Annotated in this window: 16 protein-coding genes; 7 read left to right on the forward strand and 9 right to left on the reverse strand. The window is 70.9% G+C overall.

What is annotated here, in order from left to right:
- Positions 1–6: 6 nt before the first annotated feature.
- Complete coding sequence (locus JMF97_RS04340) at positions 7–1,293, reverse strand: ABC transporter substrate-binding protein (RefSeq protein ID WP_203220367.1); 1,287 nt, start codon at positions 1,291–1,293, stop codon at positions 7–9.
- Between the two features lie 248 nt (positions 1,294–1,541).
- Here JMF97_RS04340 and JMF97_RS04345 point away from each other — a divergent pair, with 248 nt between their 5' ends.
- From JMF97_RS04345 to JMF97_RS04355, 3 genes are all read left to right on the forward strand, one after another.
- The gene (locus JMF97_RS04345) at positions 1,542–2,120 is read left to right on the forward strand and encodes a DsbA family protein (protein WP_126710585.1); all 579 of its coding nucleotides are present in this window, start codon (positions 1,542–1,544) and stop codon (positions 2,118–2,120) included.
- A 414-nt stretch (positions 2,121–2,534) separates the two neighbouring features.
- Complete coding sequence (locus JMF97_RS04350) at positions 2,535–2,966, forward strand: RusA family crossover junction endodeoxyribonuclease (protein ID WP_043725147.1); 432 nt, start codon at positions 2,535–2,537, stop codon at positions 2,964–2,966.
- Positions 2,967–3,013: 47 nt separating this feature from the next.
- The gene (locus tag JMF97_RS04355; protein WP_013734790.1) at positions 3,014–3,283 is read left to right on the forward strand and encodes a hypothetical protein; all 270 of its coding nucleotides are present in this window, start codon (positions 3,014–3,016) and stop codon (positions 3,281–3,283) included.
- Between the two features lie 275 nt (positions 3,284–3,558).
- On the opposite strand, the gene JMF97_RS04360 is transcribed toward JMF97_RS04355, so the two are convergent.
- From JMF97_RS04360 to JMF97_RS04375, 4 genes are all read right to left on the reverse strand, one after another.
- Complete coding sequence (locus JMF97_RS04360; protein WP_203220368.1) at positions 3,559–4,119, reverse strand: cysteine hydrolase family protein; 561 nt, start codon at positions 4,117–4,119, stop codon at positions 3,559–3,561.
- 519 nt (positions 4,120–4,638) lie between these two features.
- Positions 4,639–5,334 carry an HAD family hydrolase gene (locus JMF97_RS04365; RefSeq protein ID WP_203220859.1) on the reverse strand — a complete coding sequence of 232 codons (696 nt, stop codon included), beginning with the start codon at positions 5,332–5,334 and terminating at the stop codon, positions 4,639–4,641.
- Between the two features lie 221 nt (positions 5,335–5,555).
- Positions 5,556–6,128, reverse strand: coding sequence for a TetR/AcrR family transcriptional regulator (locus JMF97_RS31920; RefSeq protein ID WP_307816762.1), 573 nt, complete (start codon positions 6,126–6,128; stop codon positions 5,556–5,558).
- A gap of 469 nt (positions 6,129–6,597) precedes the next feature.
- Positions 6,598–9,297, reverse strand: coding sequence for an MGH1-like glycoside hydrolase domain-containing protein (locus JMF97_RS04375; RefSeq protein ID WP_203220369.1), 2,700 nt, complete (start codon positions 9,295–9,297; stop codon positions 6,598–6,600).
- 42 nt (positions 9,298–9,339) lie between these two features.
- Between JMF97_RS04375 and JMF97_RS04380 the strand changes: the two genes are divergently transcribed.
- Positions 9,340–11,274 (forward strand): amylo-alpha-1,6-glucosidase, encoded by a 1,935-nt coding sequence (locus tag JMF97_RS04380; protein WP_203220370.1) that lies wholly within the window; start codon positions 9,340–9,342, stop codon positions 11,272–11,274.
- Positions 11,275–11,346: 72 nt separating this feature from the next.
- Here the strand turns inward: JMF97_RS04380 and JMF97_RS04385 are convergent, their stop codons facing one another.
- Positions 11,347–13,257 (reverse strand): Xaa-Pro dipeptidyl-peptidase, encoded by a 1,911-nt coding sequence (locus JMF97_RS04385; RefSeq protein WP_203220371.1) that lies wholly within the window; start codon positions 13,255–13,257, stop codon positions 11,347–11,349.
- A 362-nt stretch (positions 13,258–13,619) separates the two neighbouring features.
- On the opposite strand from JMF97_RS04385, the gene JMF97_RS04390 reads away from it, so the two are divergent.
- Together JMF97_RS04390 and JMF97_RS04395 are read left to right on the forward strand one after the other, a co-directional pair.
- Positions 13,620–14,948, forward strand: a complete 1,329-nt coding sequence (locus JMF97_RS04390) for a glycosyltransferase family 4 protein (RefSeq protein WP_203220372.1) — start codon at positions 13,620–13,622, stop codon at positions 14,946–14,948.
- A gap of 90 nt (positions 14,949–15,038) precedes the next feature.
- On the forward strand, positions 15,039–15,626 hold the full coding sequence (locus JMF97_RS04395) for a DUF1707 SHOCT-like domain-containing protein (RefSeq protein WP_203220373.1): 588 nt from the start codon (positions 15,039–15,041) through the stop codon (positions 15,624–15,626).
- An 88-nt stretch (positions 15,627–15,714) separates the two neighbouring features.
- Here the strand turns inward: JMF97_RS04395 and JMF97_RS04400 are convergent, their stop codons facing one another.
- A complete protein-coding gene (locus JMF97_RS04400) occupies positions 15,715–16,665 on the reverse strand; it encodes an NmrA family NAD(P)-binding protein (protein WP_203220374.1) in 951 nt (316 codons plus the stop codon).
- A gap of 93 nt (positions 16,666–16,758) precedes the next feature.
- Between JMF97_RS04400 and JMF97_RS04405 the strand changes: the two genes are divergently transcribed.
- Positions 16,759–17,328, forward strand: a complete 570-nt coding sequence (locus JMF97_RS04405; protein WP_203220375.1) for a TetR/AcrR family transcriptional regulator — start codon at positions 16,759–16,761, stop codon at positions 17,326–17,328.
- A 70-nt stretch (positions 17,329–17,398) separates the two neighbouring features.
- Here the strand turns inward: JMF97_RS04405 and JMF97_RS04410 are convergent, their stop codons facing one another.
- Together JMF97_RS04410 and JMF97_RS04415 are read right to left on the reverse strand one after the other, a co-directional pair.
- Positions 17,399–18,397 carry an endonuclease/exonuclease/phosphatase family protein gene (locus tag JMF97_RS04410; RefSeq protein WP_203220376.1) on the reverse strand — a complete coding sequence of 333 codons (999 nt, stop codon included), beginning with the start codon at positions 18,395–18,397 and terminating at the stop codon, positions 17,399–17,401.
- Positions 18,398–18,455: 58 nt separating this feature from the next.
- On the reverse strand, positions 18,456–19,112 hold the full coding sequence (locus JMF97_RS04415; protein WP_203220377.1) for a GNAT family N-acetyltransferase: 657 nt from the start codon (positions 19,110–19,112) through the stop codon (positions 18,456–18,458).

Here is a 19,112-nt window from a genome sequence, read left to right on the forward strand (position 1 = left end):
GCCGGCTCATGGCAGGACCCCCTTCGACTCCAGGGCGTCGGCGATCGCCTCGCGCAGCTCGTCGGCGGTCTTCTGCGGGTCGATCGCCGCCGGCGGCGACAGGATCGCCGAGGTCACGGTGGAGATGCTCTGGTACGCCGGGGTCAGCGGCCGGACGGCCGGATCCCGCAGCTGTTCGAGGATGGTCTCCTTCATCGGATACGCCTCGTCCATCTCCGGGTCGTCGTAGACGCTCTCGATGGTCGGCGGCACCCCGTCGTTGATCGCGGAAAACTTCTGGTTCTCCGCGTTGCGCAGGCACTTGGCCGCCTCGAAGGACTCCTCGGGATGCTTGGAGTACCGGCTGACCGCGAGGTTGACCCCGCCGATGGTCACCCGGCTCGGGGTGTTGCCGTCGACGCCCGGCACCCGGGCCCAGCCGACCTGCTCGGCGAGCTGCGGGTTGGCCTCCTGCATGGCCGGATAGACGAACGGCCAGTTCACCTGGAACGCCCCGGAGCCGGACTGGAACTCCAGCCGTACCGGATCCTCGGTGGCGTTGCTGAACGACGGCGAGGCCACCCCCGAGGTAGCGAAGGTACGCAGCACCTCCAGGGCCCGCACGGCACCCTCGTCGACCACGGCCTCGGTGCCGTCCTCGTTGAGCAGGTTGCCGCCGGCACTGGCCACCAGGGTGTTGTAGAGCACCACCAGGCCCTCGTACTGGGCCCCCATGGTGAGCACCTGGTGCGGCTTGCCCTCTTCCTTGAGCTGCTGCGCCGTCGAGATCATCTCGTCCCAGCTGGTCGGCGGCTCCGGCACCAGGTCCTTGCGGTACCACAGCAACTGCACGTTGGTGTTCTTCGGCGCCCCGTAGAGCTTGTCCTCGTACCGGGCGGTCTCCAACGGGCCCTCGAGGGTGCCCTCCTCCACCTCGGCACGGTCGGATCCGGTCCACTCCAGGATCCATTTCGCGCTCGCGAACTCCTGCGTCCAGGTCACGTCGAGCCCGAGCACGTCCATGCCGTCGTCCTCGGCGGCCAGCCGCCGGACCAACTGCACCCGCTGCTCGTCGGCCTCCCGCGGCAACACCCGGTTGACGATCCGGTACCGCCCGGCGGCCTCGGTGTTGCACCGGTCGACCACCTGCTGAAGGTTCTGCTCCGGCGGGTAGTACAGGTTGATCACGGGCACACCGGTGTCGTCGCCGGAGGCACAGGCTGCCATCGGTGCCACCAACGTCAGCGCTGCGGCCGCCGCCGCCACGCGTACCCGGGGTCGGCGCCGGCGCTCGCCCTGGTCTGGGTCACTCATGTCGGCATCCCCCTCCCCCTCCTCCTAGGTCGGCCAACAGCCGGGGGAAGGCACCCGTGCCCCGGCGCACGGCGAGACGATCAAGGCCCGTGACCTGCTGGTTTCTCGGCCCCACGTTTCGTGGCGACAACACTGCCCGACCTGCGAAGTCGCGAAACCTGACCCAGGTGAGACGCGCCGGGCCAGCGCACCGGTGGCCCAGATCACACGCCTCGGTGGGGACGCGCGGTCGGCGCTACCCTCGGGCGGTGGATGCCACCTTCTTCTTCGACCCTGCATGCCCGTGGACCTGGCGGACCTCCCGCTGGCTGGTCGCCGTCGCCGAAGCTCGCGGCTTGAGCATCGAGTGGCGGGCGTTCAGCCTCAGCATCCTCAACGGCGGAAACATCCCACCGGAGTACGCCGACGCGGTGGCCGCCTCCACCCGGGCGCTGCGCCTGGTCGAGGCGCTGCGCGCGGAGGGCCGCCACGCCGACGCCGGTCGGTTCTACGCCGAGTTGGGTGCCCGCACCCACGACGCCGGCAACCCGCCGAGCGGGAAGATCGTCGACGCTGCCGTCGAGGCAGCCGGGCTCGACGACCTGGCAGCCGCCCTCGACGACGAGCGCTGGGACGAGGCCGTGCACGCCTCGCACGCCCTGGCGTACGGATCCGCCGGCCCCGACATCGGCTCACCTGTGCTCATGGTCCCCGACGCCGACCGAGGCATCCACGGACCGATCCTGACCGAGGTCCCCGCCACCGACGACGCCCTGACCCTCTGGGACAACCTGCTCCCCCTGCTCCGCATGCCAGCCTTCCACGAAATCAAACGCGCCCGCCGCTAACTCCACCCCCTCTCCCCCTCTCCCCCTCTCCCCTCCCCCTCCCCTCCTCCGGCCAAGATCGCCCAGCAACTTCGGGGAAGATGTCGCCTCGCCACGCGAGAAGGCGACATCTTCCCCGAAGTTGTCTCCGGCTGCGGGGTGAGCGGGGTGGGCGAGTGGTGGATGGTGGTTCGTCTGGTGGGTTGTGTGGGGTGGCCGTTCGTGCGGCGTCGGGGCGCAGTGGTGCGGGGTGCTACCGAGGTGGCCGTCGGGTGCACTAGCGTTGACGCGCATCGCCGTCAGCGCGTTCGCCGTCGCCGTCGATACGCCACCGGCCGACCCCCGATCCGCCCGATCGGTTGGTTCTCCCGGGAACAGCACGCCACCGCTGCACCGGTTGGGCAGGATCATCTCCAATGAGGAGGTGCCGTCGTGGTGCAGGACACCCGCACTCTCGCCCTGACGTTCGAGGTGAGCGGCCTGCCACCGGTCAAGACCGAGGCGTTGTCCATCTTCGCCGCCGGACACCGGCAGGCGACGAGAGTACGCGCACTGCTGCAGGCTGCCTGCGAGGCGGCGCAGCGTACCGGCTGGACCCCACTGTCCGGGCCGATCGAGGTGGACCTGACCCTGCGCTGCCCGCCCGGACATCGCACCTCCGACGCGAGCACACTGCTGGGCGGGGTGTGCGCGGTGTTGCAGGACAAGAAGCGGGTCGCCAACATCGGGCTGGCCCATCTCGGTGTCCTGGTCGATGTCGCCGTCTACGGCGACGACAAGCAGATCCGCCGGCTGTCGTACGCCGAGGAACCGGCCGAGGAATTCTCGTACCAGGTTCGGGTCGCGGCCGTACCAGAGGCGGTTTGACCGACGGCCGCGGTGGGGTACCGCAGCCGCCGACGAAGGGAGCGCCGATGTCGGAGCCACATGTCACGCTCGAACCTCGTGACCCGGTGCAGGAGAAGCTGCGCGGGCCACTGGAGGAGCAGCTGACCTCGGCGCTTCAGGCAGCCGCCGTCCGGGTCCGCAGCGACTACGCCGGCGAGCCGGTGGAGCAGGTGTGCCAACGGCTCCTGGACGAGACCCGGTCCGGGCTGCACCCCGACATCGCCGCCGGTTTCGAACCCGACATGGACGAGTTCTGCCGAGTCGCGGTCGCCATCGTCCGAGGCGAAGCCCCCTGAGAAAGCACGCGGACCGGGGCGTACCACTCACGCTCCGTCGGCACCGCCACCAGTTTCCGTTTCGGGTAGCGCAGCGCGGTCAGCCACGGTACGGGCCGGCGCGGCACGTTCTCGCACACCGGCAGCCCGACCCGCCCTCGCGGACCGGCACCCCGACCCGTCACCGCCGCCCGGCAGCCCGACCGATCATCGCCGCCCGGCAGCCCGACCGATCATCGCGGACCGGCAGCCCGACCGACACCGAAGACAGGCGCGGCAGGTCGGACCGGCCCGGGTCAGGATGCTTCGGCGAAGGTGACGTCGGCGGTGGCGACAGTACCGGCGGTGCGACCCGGCGCGGAGTGGTGCGCCCAGTACAGGTTGGTGTGCGCGATGACCTGCTCCGGCGGCGGCGCGCCCCAGGCCGTGAGATCTTCCGTGGTGTGCGCATCGCTGACCAGGGTCGCGTCGTAGCCACGCACGAGCGCACCGTGCAGGGTCGAACGGATGCACACGTCGGTCTGCGCGCCGGTGACCACGAGCCGCCCGACACCGAGCCCCGACAAGACGGTCTCCAGGTCAGTCGCCTCGAACGAGTCCGCGTAGCTCTTCTCCACGAGCGGCTCGGTGTCGGCCCGTTCCAACTCCGGGACGATCCGCCAGTCATCACTGCCCCGGGCCAGCCCGTTGTCGGAATGCTGAACCCAGACCACCGGCACGCTCTCCCGGCGGGCTCGGTCGACCAGGACGGCGATGTTGGCGACGACCTCGTCCCGTCGGGTCGCCCCGGCGACAACCCCGTTCTGCACGTCGATGACCAGCAGTGCGGTGTGCGGGCGGTTCTCCAGAGTGCTCATGACTCCCCCGTCGGCTCGATGTGCGGCCCACGCTAAACGAGGCCTCCGACAAACAGCTCACCGTCCTGAAATGATGATCTCGGCCAGGATCGGGACCGCACGTTCCGGCCCTGACCGACCAGATCGGCCGCCGATGGCGCAGGGTCCGGTGACCGGGTCAGGACCGGGCCCGCACGTCCCGGCCCTGACCCCCAGTTCGACGTGGCAGCGGGCCTGGCCTTGCGCTGACCTGGTGTGTCGACCAACCCAGCACGGTGGCCGGCCCGCCCGCACTCAGCTCCACGGTGCCCCACACCGAACCGCAGCGCCGCGACACACCCCGGCGAGTCGCGGCGCCGAAGGCGAGGGTAGGCGGCGCTACGAAGGCGGACAACAATGCGCGCTCTCCAGACTGGACGATTACCAGCACAGCGAAAAAGTGGCAGGTCGCTGTAACACCCGACCACCCATTGGCGCTGATCAAGATCGGACCCCAGGCGCGCAGCCGGGCGTGCAGCTCGACCACGCTGAACTGTTCAGTCAGAAGTGCCGCAGCAGTTCGGGGAAGGTGCTGAGGTGCAGCACGCCCTCGTCCGCCGGGTCCAGTTCGTCGTGCTCCAGCACCCAGGTGTTGGCGTTCGGAATGTACACGGCACGCCACCCGGCGGCACGAGCCGGCAGGATGTCCGACCGTGGCGAATTGCCGATCATCCAGGCCCGAGCCGGGTCGATCGCATGTTCCCGGACCAGCCAGCGGTAGGTCTCGACGTTCTTCTCCGCCACGATGTGAGCGGATCGGAAATGGTGCAACAGTCCGCAGGCGTCCAACTTGCGCTGCTGCTCCTCGCGTTCTCCCTTGGTGAGCAACAACAACTCGTGCCGGCCGGCCAACTCGTCCAACGCGTCGGCCACCCCCGGCATCAACTCGACCTGGTGGTTCACCAACGCCACGGCCAACTCGTCGATGTCGCGCTGTTCCGCCGCGGTGGCCGGTCGCTGCCGTAGCCGCTCCAGGCACTCCCGCAAACTCCGCAGGAAGACCTTGCTGCCGTACCCGTGAGCAACCGCGTTGGCCCGCTCGATGTCATCGAGTACGGCCCGAAGTTGCACCCGGTCCAGCGTCGGATGATCCAGCCAGGCCAGGAAGTCGTCGATGACCCGCTCGAAGACGACGTTGTTCTCCCACAGCGTGTCGTCGGCATCGAACACAAGGACCCGACCCGGCTCGATCCCCACCCCGTCAACAATCACGCCGCGACTCTAGAAGACCCACCCCAATCCCCACGACCCGATAACCACCCCACCCCACCCCACCCCGGCCCGGCCCGGCCCGGCCCGGCCCGGCCCGGCGATCTTGCACTTCTTGCCTCTACGAAGCGGCCTAAAACGGGACACAAATGCGACCAGAAGTGCAAGATCGCGGAGCGGGAGCGGGAGCAGGGTTGCGTGGGGTGGGGTTAGGGAGGGGGGAAGAGGTGGTGGGTCAGGAGGGTTTCGCGGTGGTCTTGGGCTTCGGGGCGAAGGCGGCCGCCGCGGGTGAGCATCACCATGCCGTGCAGGAGGCTCCAGCCGAGTTCGGAGAGTGTGTCCTCGTCCCGGCCGGCGGCCAGGGGCGCCAATGCTGCGCGCAGTTCGCTGAAGGTCGCCGCGACCGTCTCGGGGGTCTGTTCGGCGCCGAGGGTCAGGTCGGGGGTGTGGGCGAACATGGCGTCGTACACCTCGGGGTTGGCGTACGCGAAATCCAGGTAGGCCGCCACCACCGCCGGCCAGCCCTGGGTCGGGGTGTCGGCGGTGGTACGTGCGGCGGCCAGCGCGGCGGCCAGGTCGGCGAAGCCGCGCACCGCGACCGCAGCTACCACCGCGTCGCGGTCGGCGAAGCGTTCGTAGAGTTCACCGAGATCGACAGCGGCGTGTTCCGCCAGTCGGCGGGCCGTCACCGCCGCCCAACCCTCGGCCTCGGCCAACTGCCAGGCGGTGGTGACGATCGCATCGCCACCCGGCTCCACGTCCCCGTGCTCAGCTCCGGACACCCCGCCGAGCCTAGTGGCGACACCCCCCACGCCACTCTTCGCGACGGATTGGCGACTCTCCGCGATGGCTGGTGAGTGATCGACTCTGTTACGCCGTAGTGGCGGTGTCGACCCCGCCGGAACACCGCCACTACGGCGTAACGGAGTCGATCACCCCCAAACCAGCCCGCCCCAGCCCACCGCGGGCGGGCGCAGGCCAGGGCAGACGCGGGCGCAGGCGCAGACCCGGGCGGGCGCAGGCGCAGACCGGGCCGAGGCAGACCCAGGCCGAGGCGGGGCGCAGACCGGGGCAGGGGCAGACCGGACGCAGGCGCAGACCGGACGCAGGCACAGACCGGACGCAGGCACAGGCCGGACGCAGGCGCAGACCGGACGCAGGCGCAGACCGGACGCAGGCACAGGCTGGACGCAGGGGCAGACCGGACGCAGGCGCAGACCGGACGCAGGCGCAGGCCGGCGGCAGGGCGGGTTAGCGGCGCAGGGTGAGGATGAGGTCGGCGACCAGGGCGGTCCAGCCGGTCTGGTGCCAGGCGCCGAGGCCGGCGCCGTTGTCGCCGTGGAAGTACTCCGGGAAGGCGATCAGGTCCCGCCAGTCCGGGTGGGTCTGGAACAGTTGCGCCGCACCGTAGATCGGCCGACGTCCCCAGCCGTCCCGGGTGAACAGCGCGATCAGTCGGGCGGACAGATCGTCGGCGATCTCGTCGAGGGTGCGCTTCACGCCGGACCGGGTCGGGTACTCGACCTGGAGGTCGTCGCCGAAGAACGCCGCGTGGTCGCGCAGCGCGCTGATCAGCAGGAAGTTCGTGGGCATCCAGATCGGGCCGCGCCAGTTGGAGTTGCCGCCGAAGAGGCCGCTTGTCGATTCGGCCGGTTCGTAGCCGACGGAGAATTCCTGCCCGCCGAGGGTGACGGTGAACGGCTTGTCCAGGTGGGCGCGGGAGAGCGTACGCAGGCCGTACTCGGAGAGGAATTCGTCGGTGTCCAGCATCCGGGCGAGCAGCCGGACGATCTGTTCCGGGCCGCACATGGACAGTAGTCGCTGCTGGCGGCCGTCGGGGCCGATGCGGCGGGCGCCGATGACCGAGGCGTACTCGGGGCGGTTGGTGAGGAACCAGCGCAGCCGGGCGCCCAGTTCGGGCAGCCGGTGCAGGGTACGCGCGGGCAGCCGGGTCACCGCGGCCAGTGGCAGCAGCCCGACCACCGAGCGCACCTTCAGCGGCACCTTGGTGCCGTCGGCCAGCCGCAGTACGTCGTAGAAGAAGGCGTCCTCGTCGTCCCACAAGCCCTGGTCGTACGCGGCGGCGGCGATGTACGCGAAGTGTTCGAAGAACTTCGTCGCGGTGTCCACCCAGGTGCGGTCGTGTTCGGCCAGCACGATGGCGATGTCGAGCAGGTTGAGGGCGTACATCGCCATCCAGCCGGTGCCGTCGGACTGCTCCAGCGTCCCGGCCACGGGCAGCGCCGCCGACCGGTCGAACGGGCCGACGTTGTCCAGCCCGAGGAAGCCGCCTTCGAAGACGTTGTTGCCGCCGGTGTCCTTGCGGTTGACCCACCAGGTGAAGTTCATCAGCAGCTTGTGCATCATCCGGGCCAGGAAGTCGTGGTCCCGGCTGCCGTCGATCTCGAAGACCTTCAACGCGGCCCAGGCGTGCACCGGCGGGTTGACGTCACCGAAGGCCCACTCGTACGCCGGGATCTGGCCGTTGGGGTGCAGGTACCACTCGCGCAGCAGGAGCAGCAGTTGCTCCTTGGCGAAGCCGGGGTCGACCCGGGCGATTGTCACGCAGTGGAAGGCCAGGTCCCAGGCGGCGTACCAGGGGTATTCCCACGGGTCGGGCATGGAGATGACGTCGAAGCTGGTCATGTGCCACCAGGCGCTGTTGCGCCCGTGCCGGCGTCCGGCCGGCGGCGTGGAGCCCGGGTCGCCTTCCAACCACCGTTTGACGTCGAAGTGGTAGAACTGCTTGCCCCACATCAGCCCGGCGATGGCCTGCCGGGCGATGGACGCCTCGTCGGCGCTGGCCTTGGCCGGGATGATCCCGGCGAAGAAGCGGTTCGCCTCGGCGCGGCGGGCCCAGATGACGGCGTCGAATCCGTCGCCCAGGTCGGCGGGCGGCGGGTCGCCGTCGCCGGGCGGTGGGGCGGTACGGGTCAGCCTCAGCCGGATCTGCCGTTGCGCGCCGGCCGGCACGTCCAGGACGTAGTGCAGCGCCCCCTTGGTGCCGGTCAGTTCCGGGTTCACCGTGTCGGCTCCGGTGACCACGTGGTCGTTGATGCCGTCCTTCGGGTACGGGGTGCGGCTGGGCAGCCCCCACAGCCGTTCGGCGTTGCTGTCGTTGTCGCACAGCAGCGGGGTCGGCTCACCGTCGCCTTCGAGCACGATCTGCCCGAGGACCCAGTGGTCGCCGAGCAGCCGACTGCCCTGCCCGACGAGGCGGGGCACCCGGTCGTCGGTGCCGGGCAGCCCCCAGCCCCAGGTGTTGCGGAACCACAGGTGCGGCAGCACGTGCAGCCGGTCGGCCTGCTCGCCCCGGTTGGCCACGGTCACCACGATGCACAGATCCGTCGGGGTGGCCTTGGCGTAGTCGACGGTCACCGCCCAGTACCGGTCGTCGTCGAAGATGCCGGTGTCGACCAGCTCGTACTCGGTGTCGTCGCGGCCGCGCAGCGCGTTGACCGCGACGAGTTCGTCGTACGGGAAGGCGGCCTGCGGGTAGTGGTAGCGCCAGCGCATCCACGAGTGGGTGGGTGTGGAGTCCTCGTACCACCAGTACTCCTTGACGTCCTCGCCGTGGTTGCCGCCGTCGCCGCCGAGGCCGAACATCCGTTCCTTGATGATCGGATCGCGCCCGTTCCACAGCGCGAGGGCGAAGCAGAACGTCTGCCGGTCGTCGCACACGCCCGCCATGCCGTCCTCGGACCAGCGGTAGGCTCGGGACCGCGCGTGGTCGTGGGGGAAGTAGTCCCAGGCCGTGCCGTGCTCGCTGTAGTCCTCCCGTACCGTGCCCCACGCCCGCTCGGACAGATAGGGACCCCATGCGCGCCAGTCCTGCTCGCCGGCGTCGGCCTGGGCGAGTCGGAGGCGTTCGGCGTCCGGGGCGGAGGGCGAACCGTCAGTGATCACCTTTACATCTTCGATGCCGCTGGGGTACTTCACCACAGCGACCATTGTCGTCGTGTCGTGTTACACCTCGCCGCCGGTGGAGGAAAGTTGATCGAGATTCGCTTCGGTTCGCAGGTCTGCGGGGAGCTGACCAGCGCTGCCAGCCGGGAATGGCTGGTGCCCGACGGTCTCGGCGGGTACGCCATGGGCACCGTCGCCGGGCTGCGTACCCGCCGGTATCACGGGCTTCTGGTGGTTCCCGGAGAAACCCCGGCTTCCCGCAAGGTGGGACTGGCCAGTCTCGATCCGGCGGTGCTGCTGCCTTCGGGTGCCCGGGTGCGCCTGGGCGCGCACGAGTGGGCCTCCGGCGACGTCGACCCGCGCGGGTTCGAGTTGCTGGAGCGGTTCGACCTGACCGACGGGCTGCCCCGCTGGCGGTGGCGGATCGGTGACGTGGTGATCGAACGGGAGTTGGCCATGGTGCCGGGTCGCTCCTGTGTGGCAGTGGTGCACCGGCTGATCAGCGGCGGGCCTGTCGAGTTGAAGTTGGCCGCCGCCTGCACCTGGCGCGACGCGCACGGCGAGCGTCGGGCCGACGGTCCGCCGCTGCGGATGGATCCGGTCGACGGTGGCGCGGTGATCGAGGGGGCGTACCGGCTGTCCGGGCCGGGCTGGACGCCGCAGGGTCACTGGTGGCGCGGCGCCTACCACCGGGAGGAGGCGGCGCGCGGCCTGCATCCGGAGGAGGACCTGTGGTACGCGGGTCAGTTCCGCGACACGCTGCGCCAGCCGGGCGACACGGTGTCGGTGCTGGCCTGGGCCCACGATCCCGCCCCGGCCCCTCCGCCGGCAACCGAGGTGGTGGCGGCGGCGCGGCGACGTAACCGGGAGGTGGTGGCGTCGGCCAAGCCCGCCGACGACGTCGAGGCCACCCTGGCGTTGGCCGCCGACGCGTTCGTCGTACGCACGAACGACGCCGCGGTGGACGTGGTCGCCGGCTACCCGTGGTTCGGTGCCTGGTCGCGGGACACGATGATCTCCTACGAGGGCCTGTTCCTGTGCACCGGTCGCGCGGATCTCGGCCGGGAGCTGCTGCGCTCGTACGCGGCGACGCTGTCGGAGGGGATGCTCGCCAACACCGCCGACACCGGTCGGGTCGAGTACAACACCGTCGACGGAACCCTGTGGTTCCTGCACGCGGTCAGCCGGCACGTGACAGTCACCGGCGACACCGACCTCGGTGACGAGCTGCTGCCGGCGTTGCGCTGCGTCGTCGACGCCCACCTGGCCGGCACCCGGTACGACATCGCCGTCGACCCGGCCGACGGGCTGCTCACCTCCGGTGCCCCGGGGGCCGCCCTGACCTGGATGGACGCCCGGGTGTACGGGGTGCCGGTCACCCCGCGTCACGGCAAGCCGGTCGAGGTCAACGCACTCTGGATCAACGGGGTGGCCGGGGTCGCCGAGCTGGCCGAGTTGGCCGGGCAGGACGCCGACGGGCTGCACCGGCTGCACGAGCAGGCGGTCAAGGCGTTCCGTCAGCGTTTCCCCGCCCCGGCGGGCTGGCTGCACGACGTGCTCGACGCGCCTGCGCCCGCGTACCCGTTGGGTGGTGCGGCCTTTCACGACGACGATCTGCTGCGACCGAACCAGCTGCTGGCCTGGTCGCTGCCGAACGCGCCACTTGCGCCGGACCCGCGGGCGGTCGGCCTGGTCGGTGCCGCGCTGCTCACTCCGCTGGGCCTGCGCAGCCTCTCCCCCGAGTGCCCCGGTTACCTCGGCGGGCACCGGGGTGGGCCGGCCGAGCGGGACGGCGCCTACCACCAGGGCACCGTCTGGCCGTGGCTGATCGGCCCGTACGCCGACGCCGCCCGCCGGGCCGGGCTGCCGGTCGGCGAGTTGTTCGTCGGTCTGGAGGCGCACCTGAGCGAGTACGGCCTCGGCTCGGTCAGCGAGACCGCCGACGGCTCGGCCCCGCACACCGCCACCGGCTGCCCCTTCCAGGCCTGGTCGGTGGCGGAACTGCTGCGGGCCCGCCGGTGACGCGCACCGACGGGCCCTCGCGCTACTGAGCGCGGCGTTGGTGGGACGCCCCCCGGGCGCCCCACCAACCGATCAGTTCAGACCCGCTGCCACGGCGGCCTGACGGCCACCGACGATCGGCAGGGTGATCCGGGTGCTGTCGAAGTGCACCGTGATCTCGGCGCGGGTCTGCTTGGCCCGGCTGCTGTAGCCGGAGTACGAGCCGAGCAGGACCACACCGATCTGGTGGCCGGCCTCGAAGACGTAGTCCTCGGGCTGCAGCGGGATGTCGACGGCGTTCTTCTCACCCGGCACCAGCGGGGTCGAGGTGTAGAGCGAGTCGAGGTTGAGCCCGTCGTAGATGCCCTTGGTGACCAGCTCCTGCGGGTTGCTGGCCACGTTCTTGACGACCTGCCGGTAGCAGGCCTCCTCGTGGTGGCCGCCGAAGGTGGCCGACTCGCCCCAGCAGTCCTCGGTGGTCACGGTGCGGACGCCGTCACCGGAGGTGCTGAACCGCTGGCGGGTGCCGTAGTCGACGAGCAGACCGGCGAAGCTGGTGTCCTCGCCGTTGACCGAAGCCTTGATCCGCACGATCGGGGTGCCGGAGATGTGCAGCGGCGCCTTCAGCGGCTCGGACAGGAAGACCAGCCGGTTGTCCTTGTTCGCCGCCGGGTCCGAGGGGTGCCGGATCGCGTTGGCCTGGCTCATCGACGGGGTGTCGGTGAAGGTGGCCTTCTTGTTGCCGGGGCCGGGCTTGACCGAGATGTCGCCGGGGTTGCCGTTGGTGCCGGGGCGCAGCCAGACCTGGGTCGGCTGGGACTTGGGGATCGGCCAGTTGGCGTGGGTCTCCCAGACGTCCGGCAGCCGCTCGAGGTCGACCATCGGCTCACGCATGATGCCGTTGTTGATGCCCTGGAGCCAGAAGTCGAACCAACGGTGCAGGGTGTTCACCCACTCCGCGCGACGGAAGTCGAACGGGTCGATGTGACCGGTGCCGGTCAGCCACAGCTTGCGCGGGACGTTGTTCTCGGCCAGCGCGTACCACCACTTGCTGAAGTGGTCGGCCCGCACGTTGTCGTCGTTGATGCCGTGCACCAGCAGGACGCTGGCCTTCACCTTGTCGGCGTGCGGCACGTAGTCCCGCTCGGCCCAGAAGTCGCTGTAGTCACCGGTGGCGTCGTCGGCACCCACGCCGAGCTGGGTCCGCACGGGGGCGCAGTACGCCCGACGGTTCGGGTTGGTGACGGTGTTGGACAGGCTGCCCGAGTAGTTGTTGGCCCGGGTCACCAGACCGTTGCTACGCGAGTAGTCGTACCAGCTGGAGATGGCCGAGATCGGCACGATGGTGGACAGTCCGTCGACGCCGGTGGCGGCGGCGGCGTTGGCCAGGGTGCCGTCGTACGACTTGCCGATCATGCCGGACTTGCCGTTGTGCCAGTTCGCGACGACCTCGTTGCCGTCGGCGTCGAAGCCCTTGCGGCGGCCGTTGAGCCAGTCGATGGCGGTCGGAGCGCTGATGTTGTCCCCGAGACCGCCGGTGACCGGGCAGCCGGTCGAGTTGTTGGTGCCGATCATGTCGAGCAGCACGACCGCGTAGCCGCGCGGCACGAAGTAGTTGTCGTAGAACAGCGGCCACTTGTCGAGCAGGCCGTCGCCGTCCAGGTCGGCCTTGCACTCGGTCTCGTTGCCGCGGCACACCGTCGAGTAGTAGGGGCTGGCGTCCATCACCACCGGCACCCGCAGGCCGGCGTCGCTGGCCTTCGGGCGGATGATGTCCATCGCCACGATGTCGAGCTCACCGTTGGAGTCGGTGTCGACATCGGAGGTGACGAAGATCCGTTCGCGGATCGCGTCGGCGTAGCCGAAGACCGGCTGCGTGACACCGTCCGCGATGACCAGTTGGTTTGCCTGCACGGGCTGCGCGAGCGCAGGGGTCACCGGCAGCACAGCGGCGGTCACCGCGACCGCCACCGTGGTGCCCAACCATCGCCTCGTGGTTCGCATGCTTCTCCTTCCAGGCACCGGGCGCCGACCGCCGCACGCCGGTGCTGACGCGCGGACCACGAGCCTCGATGCTGCGTCCGGATAGAACCTACGAACCAGGCCGTGGCAGGTCATCAGACAGTTGTGGGAGGTGCGGGCCGCCCGGTGCTACGCCTGTCGCAGAGGTGGCCGCAATGTCGGGTCGCGTCCGTTCCTGGCGATGTGATCGGGAGTACCGGCCGGCTTTACAGCCCCGCAACCGGGATGTCTCCGCTGGTTATCCGGTTACCAGCAGGATGGGTCGTGGTCCGGCCGCGCCAGCTGTGACACCGCCCGCCGGGGGCGGAACGAGGCTGCGCGCAGACAACTCAAAGGGGGCGCGTATGTCAACGAACGCCGACGTGATCGACATCAACCCCGTACGCCCGCAGCGGGTGCTGATGTTGTCCTGGGAGTATCCGCCGGTCCTCGTCGGCGGCCTCGGTCGGCACGTGCACGCCCTGTCGGTGGCGTTGGCCGCCGCCGGCCACGAGGTCACCGTCGTCACCCGCCACGCCGACGGGGCACCGCTGTCCGAACGCCGCGACGGCGTACGCATCCTGCGGGCCGCCGAGGATCCGGTCACCTTCCCGCTGGCCACCGGATCGCTGCTGGCCTGGACGATGGCGTTCAACCACACGCTTACCCGGGCCGCGCTGCACGCCACCGACACCGCCGAGTTCGACGTCATCCACGCCCACGACTGGCTTGTCGCGCACACCGCCATCACGCTTGCCGAGCACCTGCACCTGCCGCTGGTGACCACGATGCACGCCACCGAGGCCGGCCGGCACCAGGGTTGGCTGCCCGAGGAGATGAACCGCACCATCCACGGCGTCGAGCACTGGCTCAGCAACGCCTCCACCCGCCTGATCGCCTGCTCCGGCTACATGCGCGACCAGGTCACCACCCTGTTCGAGGTGCCGGAGGAGAAGGTGGCGGTGGTGCCCAACGGCGTCGACGACCGCGCCTGGCGGGCCCGCCCCCGCGCGGTCGCCTCGGCCCGCGCCCGCTTCGCCGGCGACGGCCCGTTGATCGGGTACGCCGGCCGGCTGGTCTACGAGAAGGGCGTGCAGCACCTGGTGGACGCCGTGCCGCAGCTGCGGGACCGGCACCCGGGGCTGCGGGTGCTGATCGCCGGTGACGGGCCGTACCGGGGCGAGTTGGAGGAGCGGACCCGGCAACTCGGGCTCGGCGGGACCGTACGCTTCGCCGGTTTTCTCGACAACACCCAGCTGCCGGCGGTCCTCGGCGCCACCGACGCGACGGTCGTACCGAGTCTCTACGAGCCGTTCGGGATGGTGGCCCTGGAGGCGGCGGCGGCCGGCGCCCCCCTGGCCGTGGCCCGTACCGGCGGCCTGGCCGAGATCGTCGAGCCCGGCGTCACCGGGGTGACCTTCCCGCACAGCGACCCACCGGCGCTGGCCGGCGCGGTCGGCCAACTCATCGGCGACGAGGTGTTCGCCCGCCGGGTAGCCCGGCAGGCCCGCAGCATGGTCGGCCGGCGGTACGGCTGGGCCACCATCGCCGCCCGCACCGCCCACAGCTACGCCGTCGCCCGCCGCGAACACGCCCCGGCGCAGGCCCGCCGTCCCGCCGTCGACCTGCCGGCCCCCCGCCGACCGATCGCCATCCCGCACGGCAACCTGCTCGTCGGCACCGCCGCCTGCTGACTCCGTGCCCGCCGCTGCCTGCTGACTCCGTGCCCGCCGCTGCCAGCAGCGGCTGGTGAGGCGGGTGCGGGGCACCAGTAGGCTCGCCTCGTGGAGTGGGAACGGCACAACGACGATGACCGGCTGCGCGTCTCCGACCGGGAGCGCGAGGAGGTCGTGGAACTGCTCGGCAAGGCCACCACCGAGGGCCGGCTCACCCTTGACGAATACACCGAGCGGGTCGGTGCGGCCCACGCCGCACAGACCCGGGGTGAGCTGGCCCGGCTCACCACGGATCTGCCGGGAGCGCCCGGCCGCTCCCCCGCCCGGTCGGGCGGGGGACTCGCGCCGGCGGCGGAGAAGCTGCTGGCGGTCTTCGGCAGCGACGTACGCAAGGGCGCCTGGCCGGTACCGGAACACATCGAGGCACGGGCCGTCTTCGGCGACTGCCGGATCGAGTTGCACGAGGCCCAGTTGCCCCGGCAGGTGACCACCGTCGACGCGAACGTGATCTTCGGCAGCATCACCATCGTGGTACCGGAGGGCACCGAGGTCCGGCTCACCGGCTCCGCGGTCTTCGGCGACAAGAAGTCCAAGATGAGCGGCCCGGTCACCCCCGGCGGTCCGGTCGTCGAGGTGCGCTGCCGCGTCGTCTTCGGTGACGTGACCGTCCGCCCGCCCCGCAAGCGCTGGTGGTGATCTGACGGCCCCGCCGCCGTTTCGCCGAAACGGCGGGTTCGACGCGGTGGGAACCCGCCGTTTCGGCGAAACGGAGTCGATCATCGCGTCAACCGGCCGCACCGGCCGGCGCGACGGCATCGCGGGACAGGTACTGCGCGGCCCACTGTTCGAAGGAGGTGAGCGGGATGCCGAGGTCCCGGGCGAACTCCGGCCGGGCAGGCTGCCCGGCCACCTCCACGAAGCGGTGGGAAACCGCGCCGAAGGCCGGCATCCCGGCCGCCAGCGCCTCTTCGTCGGTCATTCTCGGCGCGGTCAGCGGCACACCGAGGGCGCGCGACATAACGTCGGCGATCTCGGTCATCGTCCGGTAGTCGCTGGCCAACTCCAGCTCGACCTGGTGGAAGCGCGCCGGTGCCGCGACAGCCGCCGCGGCCGCCCGACCGATGTCGTCGACCGCGACCAGGGACAACCGGGTCTCGGGCCGCAGCACGGTCACCAGCCCACCCTCGACGCCTCGGGGAAGCAGATAGGCCATCGAGGGCAGGAAGTTCTCCATGAACCACCCCGGCTTGATCAGCGTCCAGTGCGTGAATCCGGCCGTGCGTACCCGATCCTGGATCGCGGTCTTGGCGTCGTAGTAGGGCCGCAGGCCCGCCCACCGGCCTTCGCCCCAGCCGGGGGCCTCGACGTGCTGCCCGGCACCGGAGACCGACGTGTGCACGAACTGTGGCACGCCTGCGGCACGCGCCGCCTCGATCAGGTTGACGGCCTGGGTCACCTCGCCGTCGAAGTCGAGGGACTCCCCCTTCAGCTGGGGCATCTGGACCGAGAAGACCGCGCGGGCACCCTTCGCGGCCCCGATCAGGGAGTCACGGTCGTTGAGGTCACCGGCCCGCAGATCCGCGCCGAGCGCGGCGACGGCGCGTGCCCGGTCGGTCTCCGGGTCACGGACGAGCGCCCGGACGGGTACGCCCGCTGTGCGCAACGCGCGGACTGTCGCGCCGCCCTGTCGCCCGGTGGCGCCGACGACCAGGACGGGTGCGGGTTCGTTGGACATGAGGCCCCTCTCACTAAACGGCGTGGCCCGCCGTTTTCACTTCGGTAAGATACGGCGGACCCCGCCACTTAGCAACCTCCGAGGTGAGAGACCATGACCGCTGCGCAGCGCGCCGACGCGCGGCGCAACTACGCACGCCTGCTCGCCGTCGCGGTGGAGGAGGTTGCCGCACACGGCGCTGACGCGTCCCTGGAGCAGATCGCCCGCGTCGCCGGCGTGGGCTCCGGCACCGTACGGCGGCACTTCCCCAGCCGTCACGCACTGCTGGCGGCGGTCTTCCGCGAGCGCGTCGAGGCCCTCGCGGCGCACGCCGCCGACCGGGCCGAACGAGCCGACCCACGTGCCGCGCTGCTGGAGTGGCTCCAGGCAGTCATCGCCTCCGCCACCACCATCAGCGGGTTGGCCGAGGCCCTGAATCGTGACCGGGTGGCCGGCCCCGACGACACCCACGTCTACTGCGCCTGCGCGCAACTCACCGCCGCAGGCGAGCCACTGGTACGGCGCGCCTCCGCCGACGGTGCCCTCGCACCGGGCGTGACGATCGACGACCTGCTCACGCTGATCACCGGCATCGCCCTGGCCACCACCCACCACCCCGACCCCGCCGCCGCGGCCGCCCGCCTGCTCGACCTGGCCATCACCGGCATCAGCCCGGCGCGATGACGTCGCGCCGGCACGCCGTCCGCTGATCGGTTCCGACTGCGACCGTTTCCCGACACTGTCCGGTGCCTGATCACCTGCCACGCTGGCCGACCAGCCGTGAATCACCCGGGTTGACGACAAGCTTGCGCGGGTCGAGGTCGACGGTGACGGGTAGGTGGTCGCTGGCGGCGCGGGTGGTGGGGTTGTCGACGACCGTGAGCGACCTGACCGCCCGGAGAACCGGCTGGGTGGCGTGGATGGTGTCGACGCGCCGGGCGATGCCCCGAACGCCGTAGGGGCAGGTGGGCCAGTGCCCGGTGGTGGCCTTCCAGGGGCTGCGGGTGGCGGCGGCGACGTCGTGGAGACCGCCGGCTTCCCAGACCTGTGCGGGTCGGCGGTCGGCGCGGTGCCGTTGGCTGGGGTGGGTGGGTTCGTGGCACTGGTGGACGAGGTCGGGCCACCAGGGTCGGCCGGTGTAGGGGTCGGGGTCGTAGTCGGCGCCATTGGTGCGGGCAGCACCGATCGAGTTGAAGTCGGAGCCGATCAGGGCCAGTTCGTGCGGGCGGGTGAGGGCGGCGAGGACCGCTTCGGCCTGGTCGATGCGGCGGTGCCGGCCGTAGGCGGGGGCGTGGTAGGAGGCGAACGTGATCGGCTGGCCGTCGATCTGGAAGGCGAGCCGGACCATGGAGCCGTAGCCGATGCCGCGCCACCCGCCGTCGTAGTGGACGGCGGGGCTGTAGGTCCGGAAGGTGTGCGGTAGCGGCGTGAGGCCGGGCCGCCAGAGCAGCGCCGTGTGCACGGTGTGGTCGCCGACCGCGACGGCGTGGATCGCGCGGGCGCTCCCGTTGGTGGCGACGGTGCTGGTCAGGCCGGTGCGGTCGGCGAGTTCCGCGGCGAGGCGGGCGGCGCTGGCGGGTGGGCTCTTGAGTTCCTGCACGGCGATGACGTCCGGTTCGAGGTTGCGGATGGTGTCGATGACCCGCCGCTGCCGGTTGGCCTCCCGGAGGTTGTCGGCGGTCAGGGTCAGGTCGAGCAGGTTGTAGGTGACGAAACGCATTCGGGTGACCTCGCGGATGTCAGTGGTCGGCATGCCGTGGAGTGCAGCCGACGAGTCGGGGCGACGAGCAGGACGTTGCCGAGGGCGGCGGTCACAGGGAGCGCCGGTGTGGCCGGGTGCGCGGGAACGGGCTCCGGCCGCCGCCGGTGGGTGCGCCGCGCCACATCCGCCAGATGACGGGCCCGTCCGTGGGCAGCACGATGGTGGGGCCGGCGTGGTAGCCGAGGCGGAGGTAGAGCCGCCGGTTGCGCATGTTGCTGGCTTCCAGGTACGCCGGCAGGCCGAGCTGGTCGAGACGACGGTGCTGGTCGGCGAGCAGCGCGGCGCCGATGCCCTGGTTCTGCCGGGTCGGGTCGACGGCGAGGTAGGCGAGGTAGTGGTGCGGCTCGTCGGGGTGGAAGGCGTCGAACATCTCCTCCAGCAGCACGAACTTCGGGGCGTACGGGCCTGCGGTGTGTTCCAACGTGGCCAGCCGGCTGCGGGTGTCGACCGGGGCGGGTTCGAGGCGGGGGTACCAGATCGCGACGGCCGTCTGGTCGCCTGTGGTGTACACCTGCCCGTGCTCCAGCCCGTGATACACGGCGTCCTTGAAGTACCTGTAGTAGACGGTCCGCCGGTCGGTCGGATCGGGAATGAGCCAGTCGGCGAGCGGGCCTTCGTGGAACGCCTCGGCGAGGACGCCGATCAGCGGCCCGGCATCGGCGGTGGTGGCGGGGCGGACGAGCAGATCGTGATTGCTGACGGTCAC

Origin of the sequence: Micromonospora fiedleri, from assembly GCF_016774385.1 — a bacterium.
In the GTDB taxonomy this organism is placed as follows: Bacteria; Actinomycetota; Actinomycetes; order Mycobacteriales; family Micromonosporaceae; genus Micromonospora; species Micromonospora gifhornensis.